Here is a 17984-nt window from a genome sequence, read left to right as displayed (position 1 = left end):
ATGGACGGCGGCGTCGTCGTCGAGTCCGGCCACCCCCGCGACGTACTCGGCAACCCCCAGCACGACCGCACCAAGGCATTCCTGTCCAAGGTGCTCTGACACCGGGCCGGACGTGCGAAGGAGGGGCGGTACGGGAATCCCGTACCGCCCCTCCGCCGTCCCCGGTCCCTGCTTCAGGCCCAGGACCAGCGCGTCACTTCAGGCCCAGGACCAGCGCGTCCGAGGGCGAGCGCCAGACCGTACGGGCCTCCGCGAACCCGGCCTCGAGCAGGGTGCGGGCGTGCCAGGCCTCGGAGGGGGTGTCGCCGTCGGCGTGCTCCCCGTAGATCTCGAAGCGCTGCGCCACGGCCTCGGCCAGTACCGGATCCGCGGCGGCCAGGGCCCACCACTCGCGCCAGTCGGGCACCCCGGACTCCTTGGCGCGGTCCATCCCGGCGTGCCGGTGGGCGCGCTCGGCGGCGTTGATGCCCGGGGTGGCCGGATCGGGCATGTGGTCGGCGTTCATGAACACCCCGCCCGGCCGCACCAGCGGCGCCAGCTGCCCGTACAGCACGGCCAGGTCCTTGCTGTGCAGCCAGTGCAGGGCCGTCGCCGTCAGCACCGCGTCGAACGTGCCGTGCGGGAGGGCAGCCCGCCACTCGGGGTCCTTGAGGTCGGCGGTCACGAACGTGACCCGGTCGTCGCCCTCGAAGTGGCCCCGGGCGATGGCCAGCAGCGCCGGGTCGAGGTCGACCCCCGTGCTGGTGGCCTCCGGGAACCGCTTGAGCACGCGGTCCGTAATACTTCCCGTACCGCACGCGAGATCCAGCACCCGGGGGGCGGGGCCGGCCAGGGCCTCGACCATGTCCAGCATCACCCGGAACCGCTCCTCGCGGTCGGGCATGTACCACTCCTGCTGGCGGTCCCAGCTGTCCTGCCACCCCTGCCAGTAGGCGCCGGTACCGGTCGTCCCTGTCGTATCCGCCATCGCGAACCCCTCCATACGTAATACCCTCGAATACGTCTCAGCCGTTACCGGAGACACTAATCCGCAGCCGTAAGGACTACAAGTGGAACTGGCCCATTACTCGGACTTCGCCGTGCGCCTGGTCAACACCGAGGAGCCGGCCCGCAACAAGGACTCGCTGACCTCGGTCGACGCCGTCCGCGCCCTGTTCGGCGCCAGCGTGCAGATGGCCCGCCGGGTCACCGAAACCGACGTCACCCGCTTCCGCAACGTCCGCGGCCGGCTGCGCTCCGTCTTCGAGGCGGCCGACGGAGGCGACCACGTCCTCGCCGTCGACCTCCTGAACTCGCTGCTCATGGAGTTCCCCGTCAGCCCCCAGGTCTCCGGCCACGAGACCCTCGGCGAGGACGGCGCCCCCGACTGGCACATCCACCTCGCCGAGCACCCCTCGAACGCCTCCGCCGGCTACGCCGCCATGGCCTCCTTCGGGCTCGCCTTCCACCTCACCGCGCACGGCCCCGACCGGCTCGGCCTGTGCCAGGCCGCGCCCTGCCGCAACGCCTACCTCGACACCTCGACCAACCGCTCCCGGCGCTACTGCTCCGACCGCTGCGCCACCCGGGCGAACGTGGCGGCCTACCGCGCCCGCAAGCGGCTGGAGGCCGAGGCGTCCGCCCGGAGCGGGCGCAGCGCCGAGGCCGCCCACGACACCCGCGCCCTCAGCGACCGCTGACCGTCCTCGCGCGGCCGGAAGCGCAGGACCGCCGTCGCCAGCACCAGGTCGCCGGGCACCGGCCCGAAGACGGTGCTGTCGCCGGTCTCGTTGTACGGGTTGTCGCCGAGCACCCACCAGGAGCCGCCCGGCCGCCGCTCCACCGCCCGCTTGACCACCAGCAGGTCCTGCTGGAAGGGGTGGCGCAGCACCACCACGTCACCCGGACGGACCGCCGCCCCGTAGCGGACCAGCAGCCGGTCCCCGTGGAGCAGCGTCGGGACCATCGACGGCCCCGCCACTTCGACCACCTCGAACCGCTTGCGCGGGTGCCCGCTCTGCGTCATGCCCGACCTCCTCGTCACCCCCCGCATGCTGCCGTACGGCTCCGTACATTCGCTCACCGGTGCGCACACGCGGCTGGACTTTTGTCCCAACCCCATGGGGGCGGCCGAGAAAACGCGATTCCGAGCGAGTAACCTCCCCCTTGAGAAGACGATCACGAGGAGGACACACTCCATGCTTTCCCGCCTCTTCGCCCCCAAGGCGAAGGTCTCCGCCCACTGCGACCTGCCGTGCGGCGTGTACGACCCTGCCCAGGCCCGCATCGAGGCCGAGTCCGTCAAGGCCGTGCAGGAGAAGTACCAGGCCAACGACGACGCCGACTTCCGTGCGCGCGCCATCACCATCAAGGAGCAGCGCGCCGAGCTGGCCAAGCACCACGTCTCGGTGCTGTGGAGCGACTACTTCAAGCCCCCGCACTTCGAGAAGTACCCGCAGCTGCACACCCTGGTCAACGACACCCTGAAGGCCCTCTCGGCCGCCAAGGCGTCCAACGACCCGGCGACGGGCCAGAAGGCCCTCGAGCTCATCGCCGAGATCGACCGCATCTTCTGGGAGACCAAGGCCGCCTGATCCGGCGCCCGGCCCCCCCCGCCCGCGCCGTACCCGGCGGGCGACGACGTACGAGAACGGCCCGACTGCCCACCGGCAGCCGGGCCGTTCCCGTCCGTTCGTCCGTTCCCACAGGTACGCCGTCCGCGGCGCACGCCGGTCACTCGTCGGCGTCGTCGTCCTCGTCGTCCAGGCGGGCCAGCCAGGTGGCCAGGCGTTCCACCGGGACCTCGAAGTCCGGGTTCAGGTCGACGAAGGTGCGCAGCTGCTCGGCGAGCCACTCGAAGGTGACCTCCTCCTCGCCGCGCCGCTTCTCCAGCTCCTCGATGCCGCGATCGGTGAAGTACAAGTCGGGCTCCGTGCCGTGATGAGGATGTGCAGGGGGTGTTTCCCGCCAGGATAATCCGCGACCCGGCAACACCTCCCGCCGGCGGAGCACCCGGCGCTAGCGTCGCTGATCAGCTGAGTGATCCCATGCCTGGCGCAGTGTCTGGCGAGGGATTCTCCACCGTGGAGTGGTGGCGTGGGCGTGGAGGTGGAATCCCGCGCCCAGCGCTGCTCCTCGTGGCCTGTGTCGTCGGCCGGTGGTGGGTGTGCTGATCGTCGTCACGTCCTGGTACCGGTGAGCTGCGCGAGGCAGCCGGATCCGGTCCGTGTGAGCGTGTCCCTCCGGACGCTTTTCCGCCGGGCCTTTCGGTCCGGTGGAGGAGGGTGCCCTGCGTCGCCTGGGCGCGGGGCGGGCTGTTCGTCGCCGTGTCGAGTCGGTCTTGGACCGGTCCCGTCGGCTGGTTTTCGGTGCGGTGGGTGTCATGACCGCAGCCGCTTCGCATGTGTCCACGACCGTGCGAATGGCCATGGCTCCCGTAGTGCGGTCGGTGACCGTCTTCGTTTGATGGGTGAGCCCCCGTGACGCGATCCGTTTCCAGGCGCCCTGGTCGCGGTCTCCCTGCCAGCCGCAGCCGAGATTCGGGCAGATGGCCCATTTCCAGCCCGGTGTGGTGGGCAGGTCGGGGGCTTTGCGGTGCCGTAGAGGAGTGAGGCATTGCGGGCAGTGCTTGGAGGTGTTGCGTGGAGGGACGGTGACAACGGAGGTTCCCGTCTCGGCGGCCAGATGCCGCATGAGCTCCACGATCTGGCCGCGTACCTGCTGGGAGAGGCGGGTGTTGATGGTGCGGCCCATGCCGCGGGTTTCCAGGGAGCGGAGGTCTTCGACGTAGATGACGCTGGCCCCGGCGGCGATGGCCTGGTCGACCGCCCACCTGGCCGCCGCCCGTGCCAGTGCCTGGTTGAGGTGAGAACGGCGTGCGCTGACCCGGTCGCTCTCCTCGCGCAGAGCGGCGTGCTTGGCGGCAAGAGGGTGCTGATCCGCGCCGGAGGCCAACCGCTGGTACTGATCTGCTTTGGCTTGTAGACGCTCGCCCTGCCGGCGCAGCCGGTGCTGTTTGGCAATGACGCCGGCCGTCCGGAACAGGCCTCCGGATCCGAGGGCGGTGATCCGCCCGTCACCATGGAGTCGTGCCGCGCCCGCGCTGAGCAGAGTGTTGAGCCCCCAGTCCACGCCGAGGGCGACTCTGTGACCGCTACGGGCCGCCTTCGGCACGGAGTGGGTGTAGGCGAGATCGGCGCGGACGCGTCCCTGCTCCTGGCGGAGGGTGGGCAGGTGGAGCACGGCGTTCGCGGGGATCGTCGGGGGCAGCTTGATCGGGCAGGACACCCAGGTCCACTCCCGGTATGACCGAGGGTCGGGCCGGGTGGGGAGCTGTAGGCGCAACAGCGCACGGCCCGGCTCGTCCGTCCGGTCGAAGGTGGCTTGCTGCCCATCACACGCTGAGAGCAGCAGTATCCGTGCTGCTATGGGCGCACCCTCCAACTCGAACGCATCGGCGGGCAGTCGGTCGTGCCTGCGGATGAACTCGGCGACCTGTCGGGTGCGGGAAGTGATGACGCTCGAGGGCAGGTGCTGCCCTACCGGCGCCGCTGAGCGCACGGCATCCCACTCCTGAGTGCTGCGTTTGGCGGGGTCGGCAGGCCAGGTCCGGATCACCGCGGCGATGAGGGCGGTGCGCCACATGGCCGACCGCAGGGTGCGCCCCGCCTGCTCCTGCGCCATGCGAACGATCCGGTCATTGACCCGAATACCTTCGGGTGGTGCGACGTTCCAACCCAGGCGGCGTAGCGCCATCCATGCGTTCGGCGGCAATCGCCTGCCCCCGCCGTCCGTACCCGACGCAAGGGCGTCCACATCGTCCGCGTTCCAGTGTGCGGCCAGGAGCTCGGCAGTCATCGCGGACGTGAGGGCGGCACACCAGCCGACACGTTGTGCCAGTACGGGGACGGTCACCCTCTCGCCGCTCGCCTCATCCACAGCCGTGCCCAACGAGCCACGGGCACTGGCCGTCCGGGCGGTCTCGCCTGCGGTCAGCTGCAATTTCCGACTCATCTTCACCCCCCTGCCCGCCGGTGCTGTCATCCGATCAACGAATCCCGGCATGAAAGGTCACCTATTCGACCCACGAACCCATGTATGGGACTTGTGCGTGGCGAGAAGCATGGCGAGAACGCGACACAGTCACTACGGACGCTCGAGGAACTGTGCGAGCCTGGACGCCTCACGAGCTGGGGGGCGCGCATGACGGAAGGGCGCACGGTCGGCTCCGCGCGCGCCTTCGAGCTTCTGGAGCCCCTCGTCCAGGCGGCGACCGTACGCGTCCACGCCCCGCAGGGCGGGTATGGAACGGCTGGGACCGGACCCACCTGGGGCAGCGGTTTCTTCATCGCCCCCGGCTGGGTCCTGACGTGCGCGCACGTGGTGGGGGAAGGGGGTGCTGCGGTGCGTCTGACGGGGCGCGAGGTCGGCATCACCTTCTCCTCAGGGGTCAACGTCACCGGCAACGGCGCCACCGGTACGGTCACCGGGCGCGTGGAGTGCGTACTGCCCGAGCGGCTGGAGGAGCGGCGGCCGGCCCGGCGGGCCCTGTGGGACCTGCCCGACCTCGCCCTGATCCGCGTCCTGGCCCCTGTCTCGCACGCCTGCGTCTGGCTGACCGACCGGTCCAGACCCCGCTTCGACGAGGTCGCGTACTTCGGCTGCACCGAGGATCTCGGCACGCCCGAGATCACCGGCCGCACCACCCGGCTGCGCGGCAGCGCGGGCCACGGCGCGGCCATCCGGCTCGGCGACGACGACGAGATCGAGCCCGGCATGTCCGGCGGGCCGGTGGTGGACCTGGCCCGCGGCGAGGTCGTCGGCGTGGTCAAGGCCCGGCGGCACACCGGGGGCGGCGGGCTGGCCGTCTCCGTCGTGCAGCTGCGCACCCTGCCGATGCCCCTGCGCGGCCAGACCGGGCTCTACCGCCGGGTCATGCAGGCCCACGACCTGCACCACTACGACCAGCACCTCAGCGACCTCAACAGCCGCCGGACCTGGACCGACGTGCACGGCGAACTCCCGGCCGGGGAAGGCGACCCGTACGGCGGGCGCGGCCGGCTCACCCCCGGCGAGCGCACCACCCTGTGCGGGCTGCTCGCCGAACTGCCCCCGCCCGGCTCCTCGGAGGTCGTACGGGCGCTGGTGGAGGCGGCGCGCGGGGAGGAGCCGGAGCCGCATCCGCTCGCCCCGCTCAGCTGGCGCGACGGCCTCGGGCTGCTGCACGACCCGCCGGGCGGCGCGGGGGAGGCCGCGGCCATGCTCCGGTACGCGACGGACGTGAGCGTGGCCGACTACCGCGAGCCGCCGACCCCGGGCGCGGACGAGGAGTTGTGGGACTGGGTGCGGGCCACCGCCGAGCGGCTGTGGCGCCCGCTGCGCCGGGAGCTCGGAGAGCGGCACGAGCGGGGCCTGGCCGAGCGGGAGGCGCGCCGGCGTGCCTCGGCCGGGCGGGCGGTGCGCGGTCCGGTCCGGCCGTCCGGCGGGCTGCCGCCCGGGGCTTCGGTGCTGCTGGAGGTGTGGGCGCACGGCTGGGAGGACGTGTACGACTGGCGGGTCTCGGTCCTGGCGGGCCCGGAGCATCCCGGGCGGGTGACACCGGTGGACTCCGGGGTACGGGCCAGCGAGGCGGGCCTGCCGGAGGCGTTACGGGCCCCGCTCGCCGAGGCCTTCCGGCGCTGCGACACCCACGAGGCGGCGGCCCCCCTCGAAGTGGCCGTCGCCCCCGAGCTGTTCGGGCTCGCGGTGGACGAGTGGGTGCTGGTGGGCAGGGTGCCGGTGGGGGTCCAGCGGCCGGTGGTGTTCCGGTACCCGGCCGGGAACCCGGGACCCGCGGCGGCCGCCCGGTGGGCGCGGGCCCAGGCCGGACCGCTGCTGGACGAACGGGCCGACTGCGTACGGGGCCGGCCGCGCAGCCCGTCCGCGGCCTGGCTGTCGGGACTGCCGGACAACACCGTGCCGGTGCACTGCCGGGCGGCGGCGGAGGAGCCCACGCTGGGCTCGCTGCACGCGGTGGGGGACGCCGGGTACGGGGTGGTGGTGTGCCGGCGGCCCCCGGCCGACCCGGGGGTGTCGTGCGCCCCCTTCCACCGCGGTCTGCGGGAGGAACTGGCCGACGCCGGGCGGGCCGAGGTGCTGCCGCTGCGGCTGCAGGCGCTGCGGGGGCGGGCGTACGGGGCCGATCCGGACGCGTACTGGTCCGCGGGGGCGGCCCTCGTATGGAACGACCCCGCACGCGCCCTGCCCGAGGACGAGCCGCTCCAGGGCGACCTGTGACCGGCAGGAGGGAGCAGCACCCATGAACGACGAATGGCTCATATACCGCGGGGTCGGCGAGCCCCACGACGGGATCGAGGCCCTGCCCGATCCGCCGCCGTGGCGGGACTTCGACGGCGGGCCCGTGGGGGAGGCGGGCGGACCGGCCTCGGTGGCGGACGGCAACGTCGCCCGGCGGCTCGGGGCCCACCGGCAGGCCGCCGAGCTGCACCGGCCGGAGCCGGAGGAGCTGGAGGCCGTCAACGCCGCGCTGTACCTGAGGCGGCCGCTGCTGGTGACGGGCTTCCCGGGCACCGGCAAGTCCACCCTCGCGCACGCCGTGGCCCACGAGCTGAAGCTGGGCCGGGTGCTGCGCTGGCCGGTGGTGTCGCGCAGCGTGCTCCAGGACGGGCTGTACCGCTACGACGCCCTGGCCCGGCTCCAGGACGTACAGCTCGCGGCGAGCGGCGGGGCGCCGGGCGGGGCGCCCGGCATCGGCAAGTACATCCGGCTCGGGCCGCTGGGCACCGCGCTGCTGCCCACCGCGCGGCCCCGGGTGCTGCTGATCGACGAGCTCGACAAGAGCGACATCGACCTGCCGAACGACCTGCTGAACGTGCTGGAGGAGGGCGAGTTCGCCCTCCCCGAGCTGGAGCGCGTGGCCGACACCGAGCCCGAGGTGCAGGTGCTCACCGACGACGGGGCGAAGGTGACCGTGCGGGGCGGCCGGGTGCGCTGCCGGGCCTTCCCCTTCATCATCCTGACCAGCAACGGGGAGCGGGACTTCCCCGCCGCGCTGCTGCGGCGCTGCATCCAGCTCAAGCTCGGGCAGCCCGGTGAGAAACGGCTCGCCACCATGGTCCGGGCCCATCTGGGCGAGGAGGCCGCCCAGTTGGGGGCCGACCTGATCCGGGAGTTCCTCAGCCGCTCGCAGTCCGAGCTGGTCGCCGCCGACCAGCTGCTCAACGCGGTCTACCTGACGCACTACGCCGCCCCGCCCACCCGGGAGGACCTCGCGGACCTGCTCATCCAGCGCCTCGACCGCCCGAGGTGACGGGCCGTGCCGCCGCCCGCCGGACCGCCCGGCATCCGTGAACTGGCCGTGCTGCTGCGCGGCGCCGGGCTCGATCCGTCCGCCGAGGAGCTCGCCGACGCGCTGTGGCTGGCCGCGCGGATGGGCCGGCCCGGGCCGGCCGCCGCGCCGGGTGCGGAGGTGCCCGTACCGGAGCCGGAAGCCGAGGATCCGGACAGCCCGCCCGAGGAGCCCGGGCCGGTGGAGCCGGAGCCTGAGGATCCGGTCAGGCTCTACGCCCCCGGGCCGCGCCGCGCGGGCGAGGCGGAGGCCGAGCCCACCGGGGAGCCGCCCGGCGAGCGCGGGGTGCCCGTACGGGTGCCCGCGGCGGCCGCGCTGCCCCGCATCCTGGAGATCCAGCGGGCACTGCGCGCCCTCCAGCGGCACCGCCCGCCCGCCCCGCCCGCCCGGACCGTGCTCGACGAACCGGCCACCGCCGAGGCCAGTGCCCGGGCCCTCGGGCTGGTCATCCCGGTGCTCAGGCCGGAGAGCCGGCGCGAGGCGACCGTACGGCTGGTGATGGACGCGTCGCCGTCGATGGCGGTGTGGCACGACATGTTCGAGGAACTGCGCTCCGTCTGCGAGCGGCTGGGCGCCTTCCGCGACGTCCAGGTGCACTACCTGCACCGGCTGCCCGACGGCACGGCGGCGCTCGGGCGCGGTCCCGTGCCCGGCGCCGGGCTGCGCTCGGGGGACCAGCTGCGCGACCCCACCGGCCGGGCGCTGACCATGGTGGTCTCCGACTGCGCCGGACCGCTGTGGCGCGAGGGCTCGGCGCAGCGGCTGCTGCACCGGTGGGCCGAGTGCACCCCGTGCGTGGTCGTCCAGCCGCTGCCCCAGCGGCTGTGGGGCCGCAGCTGGCTGCCGACCGAGCGCGGCACGCTGTCGCGGATCGAGGCCAGCGGCCGGAAGCTGAAATTCCGGTCGGACCGGCCGCCGCTGCCCGGGCGGCCCACGGGCGGGCTGACCGTGCCCGTCCTGCCGCCCAGCGCCATCGCCCTCGGCGCGTGGGCCCGGCTCGTCGCCGGGCTCGGCACCGGCCCGGTACCGGCCGAGGTGGGCCGGGTGCTGGCCGCCCATCCGGCTGCGCCCCTGCCACCGCCCCGCGCCGTACGGCCGCCGCGCGAACTGGTGGCCCGGTTCCGGTCCTCGGCCGCGCCCCGGGCCGTACAGCTGGCCGTGTACCTGTCGGCGGCCCCGCTGACCCTGCCTGTCATGCGGCTCGTACAGCGCACGATGCTGCCCGACTCCGAACCCTCGGACCTGGCCGAGGTCCTGCTGAGCGGCCTGCTGCGGCGCAGCGCGGACACCCCGGGGCAGTGGTACGAGTTCGCCCCCGGGGTGCAGGACGTGCTGCTGGGGCCGCTGGGGCGGGACGAGGCCGCTCTGGTGCTGAAGCACTGCTCGGAGTACGTCCTGGCCCACTTCGGGCGGGGCGTGCGCAACTTCCCCGCGCTCGCCGTCTCGCAGCTCACCGGAGCACCGCCCGAGACGGCCGACGTCGGGCCGGGTCCGGGTCCCGGTCCGGGGCCGGACGCGGGTGCGGGCGCGGGTGCGGCTGACGGTACGGGGCTGGTGCCGGGGGACGCCGAGCGGGTTTCCGCCGGGCGGCTCCCGCAGGCCTTCGCGCAGGTCTCGGCCAAGGTCGTACGCCGCTACCTGCCCGGCATGCCGGAGGAGGGCCCGCCGGTGCGCGCGCCCGCCGCGCCCCCGCCGCCGCCCGCGAGAGCCGCGGCGGTACGCGCCGCACGGGAGCGGCTCGCCGACGCGGACCGGGACGGGACCGGCGACGCCGACGGCGACGCCCGGGCGCTCTACGAGGCCGTGGCCGTCCTGCGCCGGGCCGTCACCGCCCCCGCGGGGCCCGGCGACCCGCCGGAGGAGGCCGAGACCGAACTGGCCGAAGCCCTGCTGCGGCTGTGGGCGGTGCAGCGGGACCCCGAGCTCCTCACCGAGGCCGAGCGGACCGTCACCGGCCTGGCCACGGCCCCGGCCCGGGCCGTGCACGGCCGGGTGCTGTACGAGCGGGCGCTGGCCGGCGAACCCCGGGCGGACCTGCTGGCCGCCGCGGACCGGGAGTTCGCCGAGGCGGCCGCCGCCTCCGCCGATCCCGTACTGCGGCGGGACTGCGCGGTGCGCCGCGCCGAGACCCTGATCCGGCTGAGCGCGCTGCGCGAGGACCCGGGCGCGCTGCGCGAGGCACGGGCCGCACTGGAGCCCGTCGGCGGCGGCGGGGCGGCCCACCCCGAGCTGCAACGGGCCCTGGGCCGCGTCCTGCTGGCCCTGCTGCCCCACACCCCCGACCCGGCCGAGCGCACCGCCCTGGCCGGACAGGCCGCGGCCCGGCTGGCCGCGGGCGGCCCGGCCGAGGACGACGCCGAGGGGCGCGAGACGCGGGCCCGGACCCGGGTCGAGCTGGCCGGGGCGCTGCGGTACCTGCCCGGGCGGCTCGAGGAGGCGGCCGGCGAGCTGCGGCAGGCCGTCGAGGAGGCGGGCGGGGATCCCGACCTGCGGGTGGCCGCCCTGGTGTGCCTGGCCCGCGTGCACCGGGCCCGGTACGAGCGGGACGCCGACCCGGTGGCGCTGGAGGACGCCGCCCAGGCCTACGGCCGGGCCCGGCGGCTCATCCCCCGGGACGCGGAGGCCTTCGGGGAGCTGCTGCCCGAGTGGGGCGACGTACTGCTGGAGCGGGCCCGGGCCGCCGACGGGCGGGAGTTCACCGGGGCCGCCGTACGCGTGCTGCGCGAGAGCCGGGCGGCGGTGCCGCAGTCCGACCCGGGGGCCGCGCACCGGCTGCTGCGGCTGGCCGCCGGGCTGCGGCTGCGGCACGCCTACGAAGGGGACCCGGTGGACCTGCGGGAGGCGGAGTACCTGCTGGAGCTCGCCGTCCGGCAGAGCCGCAGCCCGCTGGAGCGGGCCGGGGCCTGGCGGGACCACGCGGACGTCCAGCTGGAGATCCACGGCCACACCCGGGCCGCGGACCGCCTCGACCGGGCGGCGGACTCCTACCGGCGGGCCTGGCGGGCCGCCCTGGAGGCCGACCGCGAGGAGCGCGGGGATCTGGCCGTGCAGCTGGCGGCCCGCGTACAGGAGCTGCGCGGGGAGGTGCTGGAGCGGCTGGCCCGGCCCCGGGCGGCCCTGGACGCCTACCGCTCGGCGCTGGAGCTGTGGGCGCGGCTGGACCCGGGTGAGCCGGGGCGGTCCGCGGCGCTCGCCGAGCGGATCAGGGCCCTGGAGGCGGGCCTCTGAGCGGCTCTGCGCCCCCGGCGCTGCCGTTTCCGGGCGCCGGGGGAGGGGAAAGGGCAGTGGACCATCGAACGTGCGACGCAACAGGGGGACGGGCGGCCCATGGTGACGAAGGATCAGGACCTGGCGGTGGTGGCCCAGGCCCACAAGTGCCCCGCACGGCTGCCGGACCTCTCCGGACTGGATCTCGCCGCGCTGCGCGGGATCGACCATCCCGTGCTGGCCCAGGTGATCGAGGGCATGGTCGAGCGGGTGACGCACCCGGCCGAGATCCTGAACGCCTTCGACTCAGGCGTCGACTGACCGGACGCGCCGCCGGCGGGAGCGGCGGGGCCGGCGGAGCGGCAGGGACCGGTGGCGCCGGCGGGAGCGGCGGGGCCGGCGGAGCGGCAGGGACCGGTGGCGCCGACAGGACCGGTGGCGCCGACAGGACCGGTGGCGCCGACGGGACCGGCGGAGCGGACGGGACCGGCGGAGCGGACGGGGCCGGCGGAGCGGGAGGGGCCGGCGGAACGGGAGGGGCCGGCGGAGCGGACAAGGCCTCCGTCGCCGCCCGGACCGCCCGGACCGCCGCGGCCGTTCGAACCGCCGTCACCGTGCGAACCTCCCGAACCTCCCGAGTCACCCGGGCCGCAGCCCACTTGACCACTTTCCGCCGTTAGCCGAGGCCGAACGAAGGGCAGGGATGCACCGTCCGCGGGGCACCTTCCCGCGGTGTCCGGGGGCGGGGGCGGGAGGTACAGCGATGAGGCACACCCACACGAGCGCGGCCGGGCCGCCCGCGCACCGCGCCCACGCGCCCTGGCCCTACACCCGGCTCGACGTGCCCGCCCTGCGCGCCGCCGGACACCGGCCCCACCCCGTACGGCAGTTCGTGCTCAAGACGCGCAGCCGCTGCAACCTCGCCTGCACCTACTGCTACGTCTACGAGATGGCCGACCAGGGCTGGCGCGCCCAGCCCGCCACCATGGACCCCGCCACCACCGACCGCGCCGCCCGCCGGATCGCCGAGCACGCCGCCGCCCACGACCTGCCCCGCGTCGACCTGGTCCTGCACGGCGGGGAACCGCTGCTCACCGCGCCCGCCGGACTGGCCGTACCCGTCGACGCGGTACGGGCCGCCGTCGCCGCGGCCTCCCCGCGCACCCGGGTCACCGCCACCGTCCAGACCAACGGCACCCTGCTGACCCGCGGCCGCCTCGCCGCACTGGCCGCCGCCGGGATCCGCGTCGGCGTCAGCCTCGACGGCGGGCTCCCCGCACACAACACCCGCCGCGTGGACCACGCCGGACGCCCCGGCTTCGGCGCCGCCGCCCGCGGCCTGCGGCTGCTGGCACGGCATCCGGACAGCTACGCCGGGGTGCTCTGCGTCATCGACCTCGACCACGACCCGGTCGAGACCTACGAGTCCCTGCTCTCCTTCGCCCCGCCCAGCGTCGGACTGCTGCTGCCCCTCGCCAACTGGAGCACCCCGCCGCCCGGCCACCGCCCCGGCGGGACCCCGTACGCCGACTGGCTCCTCGCCGTCTTCGAACGCTGGTGGCACGACGGGCTGCGACGCACCCGGATCCGCGTCTTCGAGGAGATCATCGCCCTGCTGCTCGGCCTGCCCGCCGCCACCGAGACCCTCGGCCTCGCACCCGCCGCCACCGCCGTCATCGAGACCGACGGCTCCATCGAACAGGCCGACTCGCTGAAGTCCGCCTACGAGGGCGCCGCCACCACCGGCATGACCCTGCGCACCCACAGCTTCGACCAGCTCCTCGACCACCCCGGCTTCGCCGCCCGCCAGCTCGGACGGGACGCGCTCGCCGACGGCTGCCGCACCTGCGAACTCGTCGAGGTGTGCGGCGGCGGGCACTACCCGCACCGCTACCGGGCCGGCGAGGGCTTCCGGCAGCCGTCCGTGTACTGCGCCGACCTCCAGGTCCTGATCCGGCACATCGCCGCGGCCGTCGCGGGCGCGGCCCGCCCCCCGGCGGTCGCCTCATGACCGCCGCCCTCGCCCCCTTCACCGTCTCCTCCCGCACCCTGCGCGCCCTCGCCTCCACCGAGCCCTGCGCCGAGGGCACCCGCCTGGTCCGCGACGTACGCCGCTCCAAGCGCCTGCTCCTGCTGCGCGCCGTCCTCGACGCCGCCCCCGGCGCCCGGGCCGGGGAGACCGCCGACCACTGGGCCCTGCTCGAAGCGGCCGAACGCCACGCCCCCGACGCCGTCCGCGACGTCCTGCACTACCCCGCCACCGGGGTCTGGGCCGAGGAGACCCTGCGCCGCCTGCACGCCCCGTACGGGCCCCCGCCCGACCTCGGCCACCTCGGCGCCCTCGCCGTCGCCGCCGCCCTGCGCGCCCGGATGGCCTTCACCCACACCCTGCGGCCCCAGCAGGGCCGCCTCCTCCTGCCCACCCTCGGACTGCTGCGCCCCGAGCGCCCCGGCCCGCTCGCCCTCACCGAATGCTCCTGGGAACCCGACGACCCGGCCACCCTGCCCCTGCACACCCTGCCCGGAGGCCGCACCGCCCTCGACGACCTGGACCCCTACCGGGCACCCGGCCCCGCCCGCCCGGCGCCCGTCCGGCCCGCCCGCCGGCTCACCCCCAAGGGGCACAAGCGCTGGGACACCCAGTGGACCGGCGCGCTCACCCTGCTCCAGCGCTACGACACCGCCCGCGCCGAGGAGACCGTGCACCTGCTGCGCTCGGTCGTACCGCTGGCCGGCGGCTCCCGCTCCACCGGCGCCACCCTGCCCGCCGCCGCCGGATCCGTACTGGCCCGCGCACAGGCCCCGCCCGCGCTGGCCGCGACCCTCGTGCACGAGGTCCAGCACGGCAAGCTCACCGCCCTCGCCGACGTCCTGACCCTGCACACCGCCGACCGCACCCCCCGCTACTGGGCCCCCTGGCGCGCCGACCCCCGCCCGCTGGAGGGACTCCTGCACGGCGCCTACGCCCACCTGGCCCTGGCCGGGTACTGGCAGCGCGCCGCCCTCTACGGGGCCCGGGGCGCCTGGGCCCAGCACGCCCGCATCCGCGCCCAGGTCGCCGCCGTCCTGCCCGTACTGCGCGCCGACGAACAACTCACCACGACCGGCAGGGAGTTCACCGATGCCATGGCGGCCGCCGAGCGGGCCATGGACGAGCTCCCGCCACCCGGGGACCAGCACACCACCGCCCGCCGTGCCGTCGACCGCGAGCGGCGCGCCTGGTGCGAGGCCCACCCCGAACTCGCCCCGTTCGTACGGGCTTGAGGGGCTTCGCCAGGGGCCGTGCTGCGGTACCTTTCAAGCCCGTCCACTGCCCGGATTTCAGGGAGACGGCCGCATGACCACCGGTAGTCGGCAGGAACAGGGCTCCACCGCTGGACCGCAGCGCTTCGTCATCAGCTTCGCCGGATTCAACCGGCCCTGGGCCGTGTGGATCGCCCACCGCCTGGAGGAACACGGCCACCGGGTCGCCCTCCAGCGCTGGGACCCGCAGAACAGCCCCGGCCTCGCCGAGGCCCTCGACGACCTCGCCCGCTCCGGCAGCCGGGTCCTCCTGGTCCTCAGCGAACGCTACTTTTCCGCCGGAACCCACACCGACATGCAGGACGAGGCGTGGAACACCGCCCTGCGCACGGTCACCGACCGCCACCCCGACCGCTTCGCGGCCGTCTGCCTCACCGACGCACCGCTGCCCAGCGCCGTGGCCGTACTGGAGAAGACCGACCTGTGGGGCCTGGACGCGTACGAGGCCGAATACCGCGTACTGCGCCGCCTGGAGCTGCCCACCGACCGCATCGGCACCGAGACCGGCCGCCGCGGACCCCGCTTCCCCAACGACCCGCCCGAGATCTGGGGCCGGGTCCCGCGCCGCAACCCCCGCTTCACCGGCCGCAACGACGTCATCGGCACCCTGCGCGCGGCGCTCACCGAAGCACCGGCCGGCGCCTCCACCGTCACCCTGCTCGGGCTCTCCGGAGTCGGCAAGACCCAGGTCGCCACCGAGTACGCGTACCGCTTCGCCTCCGAGTACGACATCGTCTGGTGGGTCCCCGCCGAAGACCGGCCCACCCTGCGCGAACGCCTCGCCGACCTGGCCCCCGCCCTCGGCCTGCCGCGCGGCGCCGGCAGCTACGGCGAGCAGATCCGGGCCGTCCTGGAAGCGCTGCGGCGCGGATCCCCGTACGGCCGCTGGCTGATGGTCTTCGACGGCTGCGACAACCCCGACGACCTCACCGACCTGCTGCCCTCGGGATCGGGCGACGTCATCATCACCTCCCGCAACCGCGAATGGGCCTCCCGGCACACCAGCCTCGTCGAAGTCCCGCTCTACGCACGGCCCGAGTCCATCACCTTCATCCGCCGCCGCGCCCTGCGGCTCACCGCCGACGAGGCCGACCAGCTCGCCGAGGCCCTCGAGGACTACCCGCTCGCCCTCGACCAGACCGCCGGCTGGCTCGCCGACTCACCGCTGACCGTCGGCGACTACCTGGCCCTGCTCCAGCGCCGGCTCGACTCCCGCGAGGCCGTCACCGTCTCCGACGACTACCCGCTGCCCTTCCCGACCGCCCTGGCCATACTCCTCAACAACGTACGGGAGAACTTCCCCGACGCCCTCGCCCTGCTGCGGCTGTTCGTCTTCTTCGCCCCCGGCCCCGTACCGCTGCGGCTGCTGCGCGAGTTCCCCGCCGACGACGTGCCCGAACAGCTCGCCGGGCTGATCAACGACCAGATCCGCTGGAACGCCGCCCTCAACAAGCTCGTCCAGTTCTCCGTCGTCCGCCTCGAGTACTCCGACCTGCCCGTGGAAGAGGGCGGCGGCGGGCTGGAGACCGTACAGCTGCACCGCATGGTGCACGGCATCGTCCGCGAGAACCTCTCCGAGGACGAGGCCGAACCGCTCGCCCGCGCCGTCCGCCAGGTCCTCGCCGCCGCCGACCCCGGCCGCCCCTCCGACTCGCGGCTGTGGCCCCGCTACGCCGAGCTCATCCCGCACCTGACCACCTCCGGGGTGCTCACCAGCAGCAACCCGCGCATCCAGAACTTCCTGCTCCAGTGCCTGCGCTACCTGATCCTCGCCGGGGAGTACCGCACCTGCCTGCGGCTGTCCGAGGAGACCGACCTGTCCTGGCGGACGATGCTCGGCGAGGACCACCCCAAGGTCCGCGAGCTCAGCTACCAGTACGGCGGAGCCCTGCGCAACCTCGGCCTGTTCCGGCGGGCCGAGACCCTCACCAAGGCCGTCGCCGACCGGCTCACCTCCGAACGCGGCGAGCGCGACCTGGAGACCCTGCGCGCCGGCAGCGCGTACGGGGGAGTGCTGCTCTGCATCGCCAAGTTCGAGCCCGCCCGCGAGATCTTCGAGTACTGCCTGGGCACCTACCGCGACCTGCTCGGCGAGGACGACTCCACCACCCTCGGCGCGCAGAACAACCTCGCCGCGACCTACCGGCTGCTGGGCCGCTACCAGGACGCCTACGACCTCGACCTGGACACCCTGCGCCGCCGCGAGCGGGTGCTGCGCCCCCAGCACATCTCCACCCTCTCCTCCGGCATCGCCTGCGCCATGGGGCTGCGGCTGATGGGCCGCTACCGGGAGGCGCAGACCCGGCAGGAGCAGGGCGTCAAACTCAACACCCAGGTGCTGGGGCTGGGCCACCCGCAAACCCTGCGCGCCGAACACAACCTCGGGCTGTGCCTGCGCCGCTCGGGCGACATCCCCGGCGCGGGGCTGCGGCTGCGGACCGTCTGGGAGCGGGCCACGCGGGTGTTCGGCGTCGACTACCCGTGGACGCTGATGGTGGCCTCCGACTACGCCACCTACCTCCGGGAGTACGGGGACATCGGCGAGGCCCGCCGGATCTCGGAGGACGTGGTCCGCGGCTACCAGTCGCAGCTCGGCCTCGCCCACCCGTACAGCATCGGCACGGTCGGCAACCTCGGCCTCGTCCTGCGCGCGCAGGGCGAACGCGCGGAGGCCATGTCCCTCGCGGAGCAGGCGCTCGTCGGCATGCGCAACGCGCTCGGCGACCGGCACCCCTGGACGCTGGGCTGCGCCCTCAACGCCACCGGGCACCGCAACATCACCGGGCACCTGGAGGACGCGCTGACCCTGAGCCGGGAGACGCTGCGCACCGCCGAGCAGGTCCTGGGCCCGGACCACCCGATGACGCTGAGCGCCCAGATCGCCCTCGCGGCGGACCTCCGGTCGGTCCGGGAGGACACGGAGGCGGGCAAACACGAGGACGCGGGCATCAAGGGCCTCACCCGCACCCTGGGCCCCCAACACGTCCACACGGTCGCCGCGAAACAACAAACAAGGCCGTATTGGGACTTCGAGCCACAGCCGTAGGGGGCGGGGGGCGGGGGCGGGGGCGGGGGCGGGGCGCGGGGGTAACGGGCTTGTGGGGTGGTGGTGCGGGGGTAACGGGCTTGTGGGGTGGTGCGGGTGGGG

Annotated in this window: 13 protein-coding genes and 1 pseudogene; 10 read left to right on the top strand and 4 right to left on the bottom strand. The window is 74.7% G+C overall.

The genetic code is table 11. The annotated features are described in order from the left end of the window. A pseudogene (locus ACFWP3_RS38920) lies at window positions 1–99 on the top strand (ectoine/hydroxyectoine ABC transporter ATP-binding protein EhuA); the annotation flags it as partial. Between the two features lie 94 nt (window positions 100–193). Here the strand turns inward: ACFWP3_RS38920 and ACFWP3_RS38915 are convergent. Continuing rightward, entirely contained in the window at window positions 194–967 is a 774-nt protein-coding gene (locus ACFWP3_RS38915; RefSeq protein WP_384231012.1) for a class I SAM-dependent methyltransferase, read from the bottom strand. Window positions 968–1049: 82 nt separating this feature from the next. On the opposite strand from ACFWP3_RS38915, the gene ACFWP3_RS38910 reads away from it, so the two are divergent. Next, on the top strand, window positions 1050–1679 hold the full coding sequence (locus ACFWP3_RS38910; protein ID WP_384231009.1) for a CGNR zinc finger domain-containing protein: 630 nt from the start codon (window positions 1050–1052) through the stop codon (window positions 1677–1679). On the opposite strand, the gene sodX is transcribed toward ACFWP3_RS38910, so the two are convergent. Then, complete coding sequence (sodX, locus tag ACFWP3_RS38905; RefSeq protein ID WP_384231007.1) at window positions 1583–2005, bottom strand: nickel-type superoxide dismutase maturation protease; 423 nt, start codon at window positions 2003–2005, stop codon at window positions 1583–1585. The genes ACFWP3_RS38910 and sodX overlap by 97 nt on opposite strands. 172 nt (window positions 2006–2177) lie before the next feature. Between sodX and sodN the strand changes: the two genes are divergently transcribed. Continuing rightward, entirely contained in the window at window positions 2178–2573 is a 396-nt protein-coding gene (gene sodN / locus ACFWP3_RS38900; RefSeq protein WP_136215065.1) for a superoxide dismutase, Ni, read from the top strand. A 139-nt stretch (window positions 2574–2712) separates the two neighbouring features. Here sodN and ACFWP3_RS38895 read toward each other — a convergent pair whose 3' ends face one another. Beyond that, complete coding sequence (locus ACFWP3_RS38895; RefSeq protein ID WP_030709801.1) at window positions 2713–2901, bottom strand: DUF6104 family protein; 189 nt, start codon at window positions 2899–2901, stop codon at window positions 2713–2715. Between the two features lie 96 nt (window positions 2902–2997). Then, window positions 2998–4980 carry a zinc ribbon domain-containing protein gene (locus tag ACFWP3_RS38890; protein ID WP_384231005.1) on the bottom strand — a complete coding sequence of 661 codons (1983 nt, stop codon included), beginning with the start codon at window positions 4978–4980 and terminating at the stop codon, window positions 2998–3000. 201 nt (window positions 4981–5181) lie between these two features. Between ACFWP3_RS38890 and ACFWP3_RS38885 the strand changes: the two genes are divergently transcribed. The 7 genes from ACFWP3_RS38885 to fxsT all read left to right on the top strand — a co-directional run bounded on the left by ACFWP3_RS38885 (window position 5182) and on the right by fxsT (window position 17882). Beyond that, window positions 5182–7254 carry a trypsin-like peptidase domain-containing protein gene (locus ACFWP3_RS38885; protein WP_384231002.1) on the top strand — a complete coding sequence of 691 codons (2073 nt, stop codon included), beginning with the start codon at window positions 5182–5184 and terminating at the stop codon, window positions 7252–7254. A gap of 22 nt (window positions 7255–7276) precedes the next feature. Further along, a complete protein-coding gene (locus ACFWP3_RS38880; RefSeq protein WP_384231000.1) occupies window positions 7277–8287 on the top strand; it encodes an AAA family ATPase in 1011 nt (336 codons plus the stop codon). Window positions 8288–8293: 6 nt separating this feature from the next. Continuing rightward, entirely contained in the window at window positions 8294–11554 is a 3261-nt protein-coding gene (locus tag ACFWP3_RS38875) for an SAV_2336 N-terminal domain-related protein (protein WP_384230998.1), read from the top strand. A 99-nt stretch (window positions 11555–11653) separates the two neighbouring features. Continuing rightward, window positions 11654–11854, top strand: a complete 201-nt coding sequence (gene fxsA, locus ACFWP3_RS38870) for an FxSxx-COOH cyclophane-containing RiPP peptide (RefSeq protein ID WP_384230995.1) — start codon at window positions 11654–11656, stop codon at window positions 11852–11854. Between the two features lie 442 nt (window positions 11855–12296). Further along, window positions 12297–13544 carry an FxsB family cyclophane-forming radical SAM/SPASM peptide maturase gene (locus tag ACFWP3_RS38865; protein WP_384230991.1) on the top strand — a complete coding sequence of 416 codons (1248 nt, stop codon included), beginning with the start codon at window positions 12297–12299 and terminating at the stop codon, window positions 13542–13544. After that, on the top strand, window positions 13541–14797 hold the full coding sequence (locus ACFWP3_RS38860; protein ID WP_384230988.1) for an aKG-HExxH-type peptide beta-hydroxylase: 1257 nt from the start codon (window positions 13541–13543) through the stop codon (window positions 14795–14797). The genes ACFWP3_RS38865 and ACFWP3_RS38860 overlap by 4 nt, the downstream gene beginning before the upstream one ends. Before the next feature lie 73 nt (window positions 14798–14870). Next, entirely contained in the window at window positions 14871–17882 is a 3012-nt protein-coding gene (gene fxsT / locus ACFWP3_RS38855; protein ID WP_384230986.1) for an FxSxx-COOH system tetratricopeptide repeat protein, read from the top strand. Window positions 17883–17984: the final 102 nt, after the last annotated feature.

Source organism: Streptomyces sp. NPDC058525, from assembly GCF_042719495.1.
Taxonomy (GTDB): domain Bacteria; phylum Actinomycetota; class Actinomycetes; order Streptomycetales; family Streptomycetaceae; genus Streptomyces.
Note: the sequence above shows the minus strand (reverse complement) of the source record. Positions and strands in the feature narration are given on the sequence as shown.

Coding starts and splice junctions, on each gene's coding strand:
- ACFWP3_RS38915 (WP_384231012.1), bottom strand. CDS start 967: ATGGCGGATACGACAGGGACGACCGGTACCGGCGCCTACTGGCAGGGG.
- sodX (WP_384231007.1), bottom strand. CDS start 2,005: ATGACGCAGAGCGGGCACCCGCGCAAGCGGTTCGAGGTGGTCGAAGTG.
- sodN (WP_136215065.1), top strand. CDS start 2,178: ATGCTTTCCCGCCTCTTCGCCCCCAAGGCGAAGGTCTCCGCCCACTGC.
- ACFWP3_RS38885 (WP_384231002.1), top strand. CDS start 5,182: ATGACGGAAGGGCGCACGGTCGGCTCCGCGCGCGCCTTCGAGCTTCTG.
- ACFWP3_RS38880 (WP_384231000.1), top strand. CDS start 7,277: ATGAACGACGAATGGCTCATATACCGCGGGGTCGGCGAGCCCCACGAC.
- fxsA (WP_384230995.1), top strand. CDS start 11,654: ATGGTGACGAAGGATCAGGACCTGGCGGTGGTGGCCCAGGCCCACAAG.
- ACFWP3_RS38865 (WP_384230991.1), top strand. CDS start 12,297: ATGAGGCACACCCACACGAGCGCGGCCGGGCCGCCCGCGCACCGCGCC.
- ACFWP3_RS38860 (WP_384230988.1), top strand. CDS start 13,541: ATGACCGCCGCCCTCGCCCCCTTCACCGTCTCCTCCCGCACCCTGCGC.
- fxsT (WP_384230986.1), top strand. CDS start 14,871: ATGACCACCGGTAGTCGGCAGGAACAGGGCTCCACCGCTGGACCGCAG.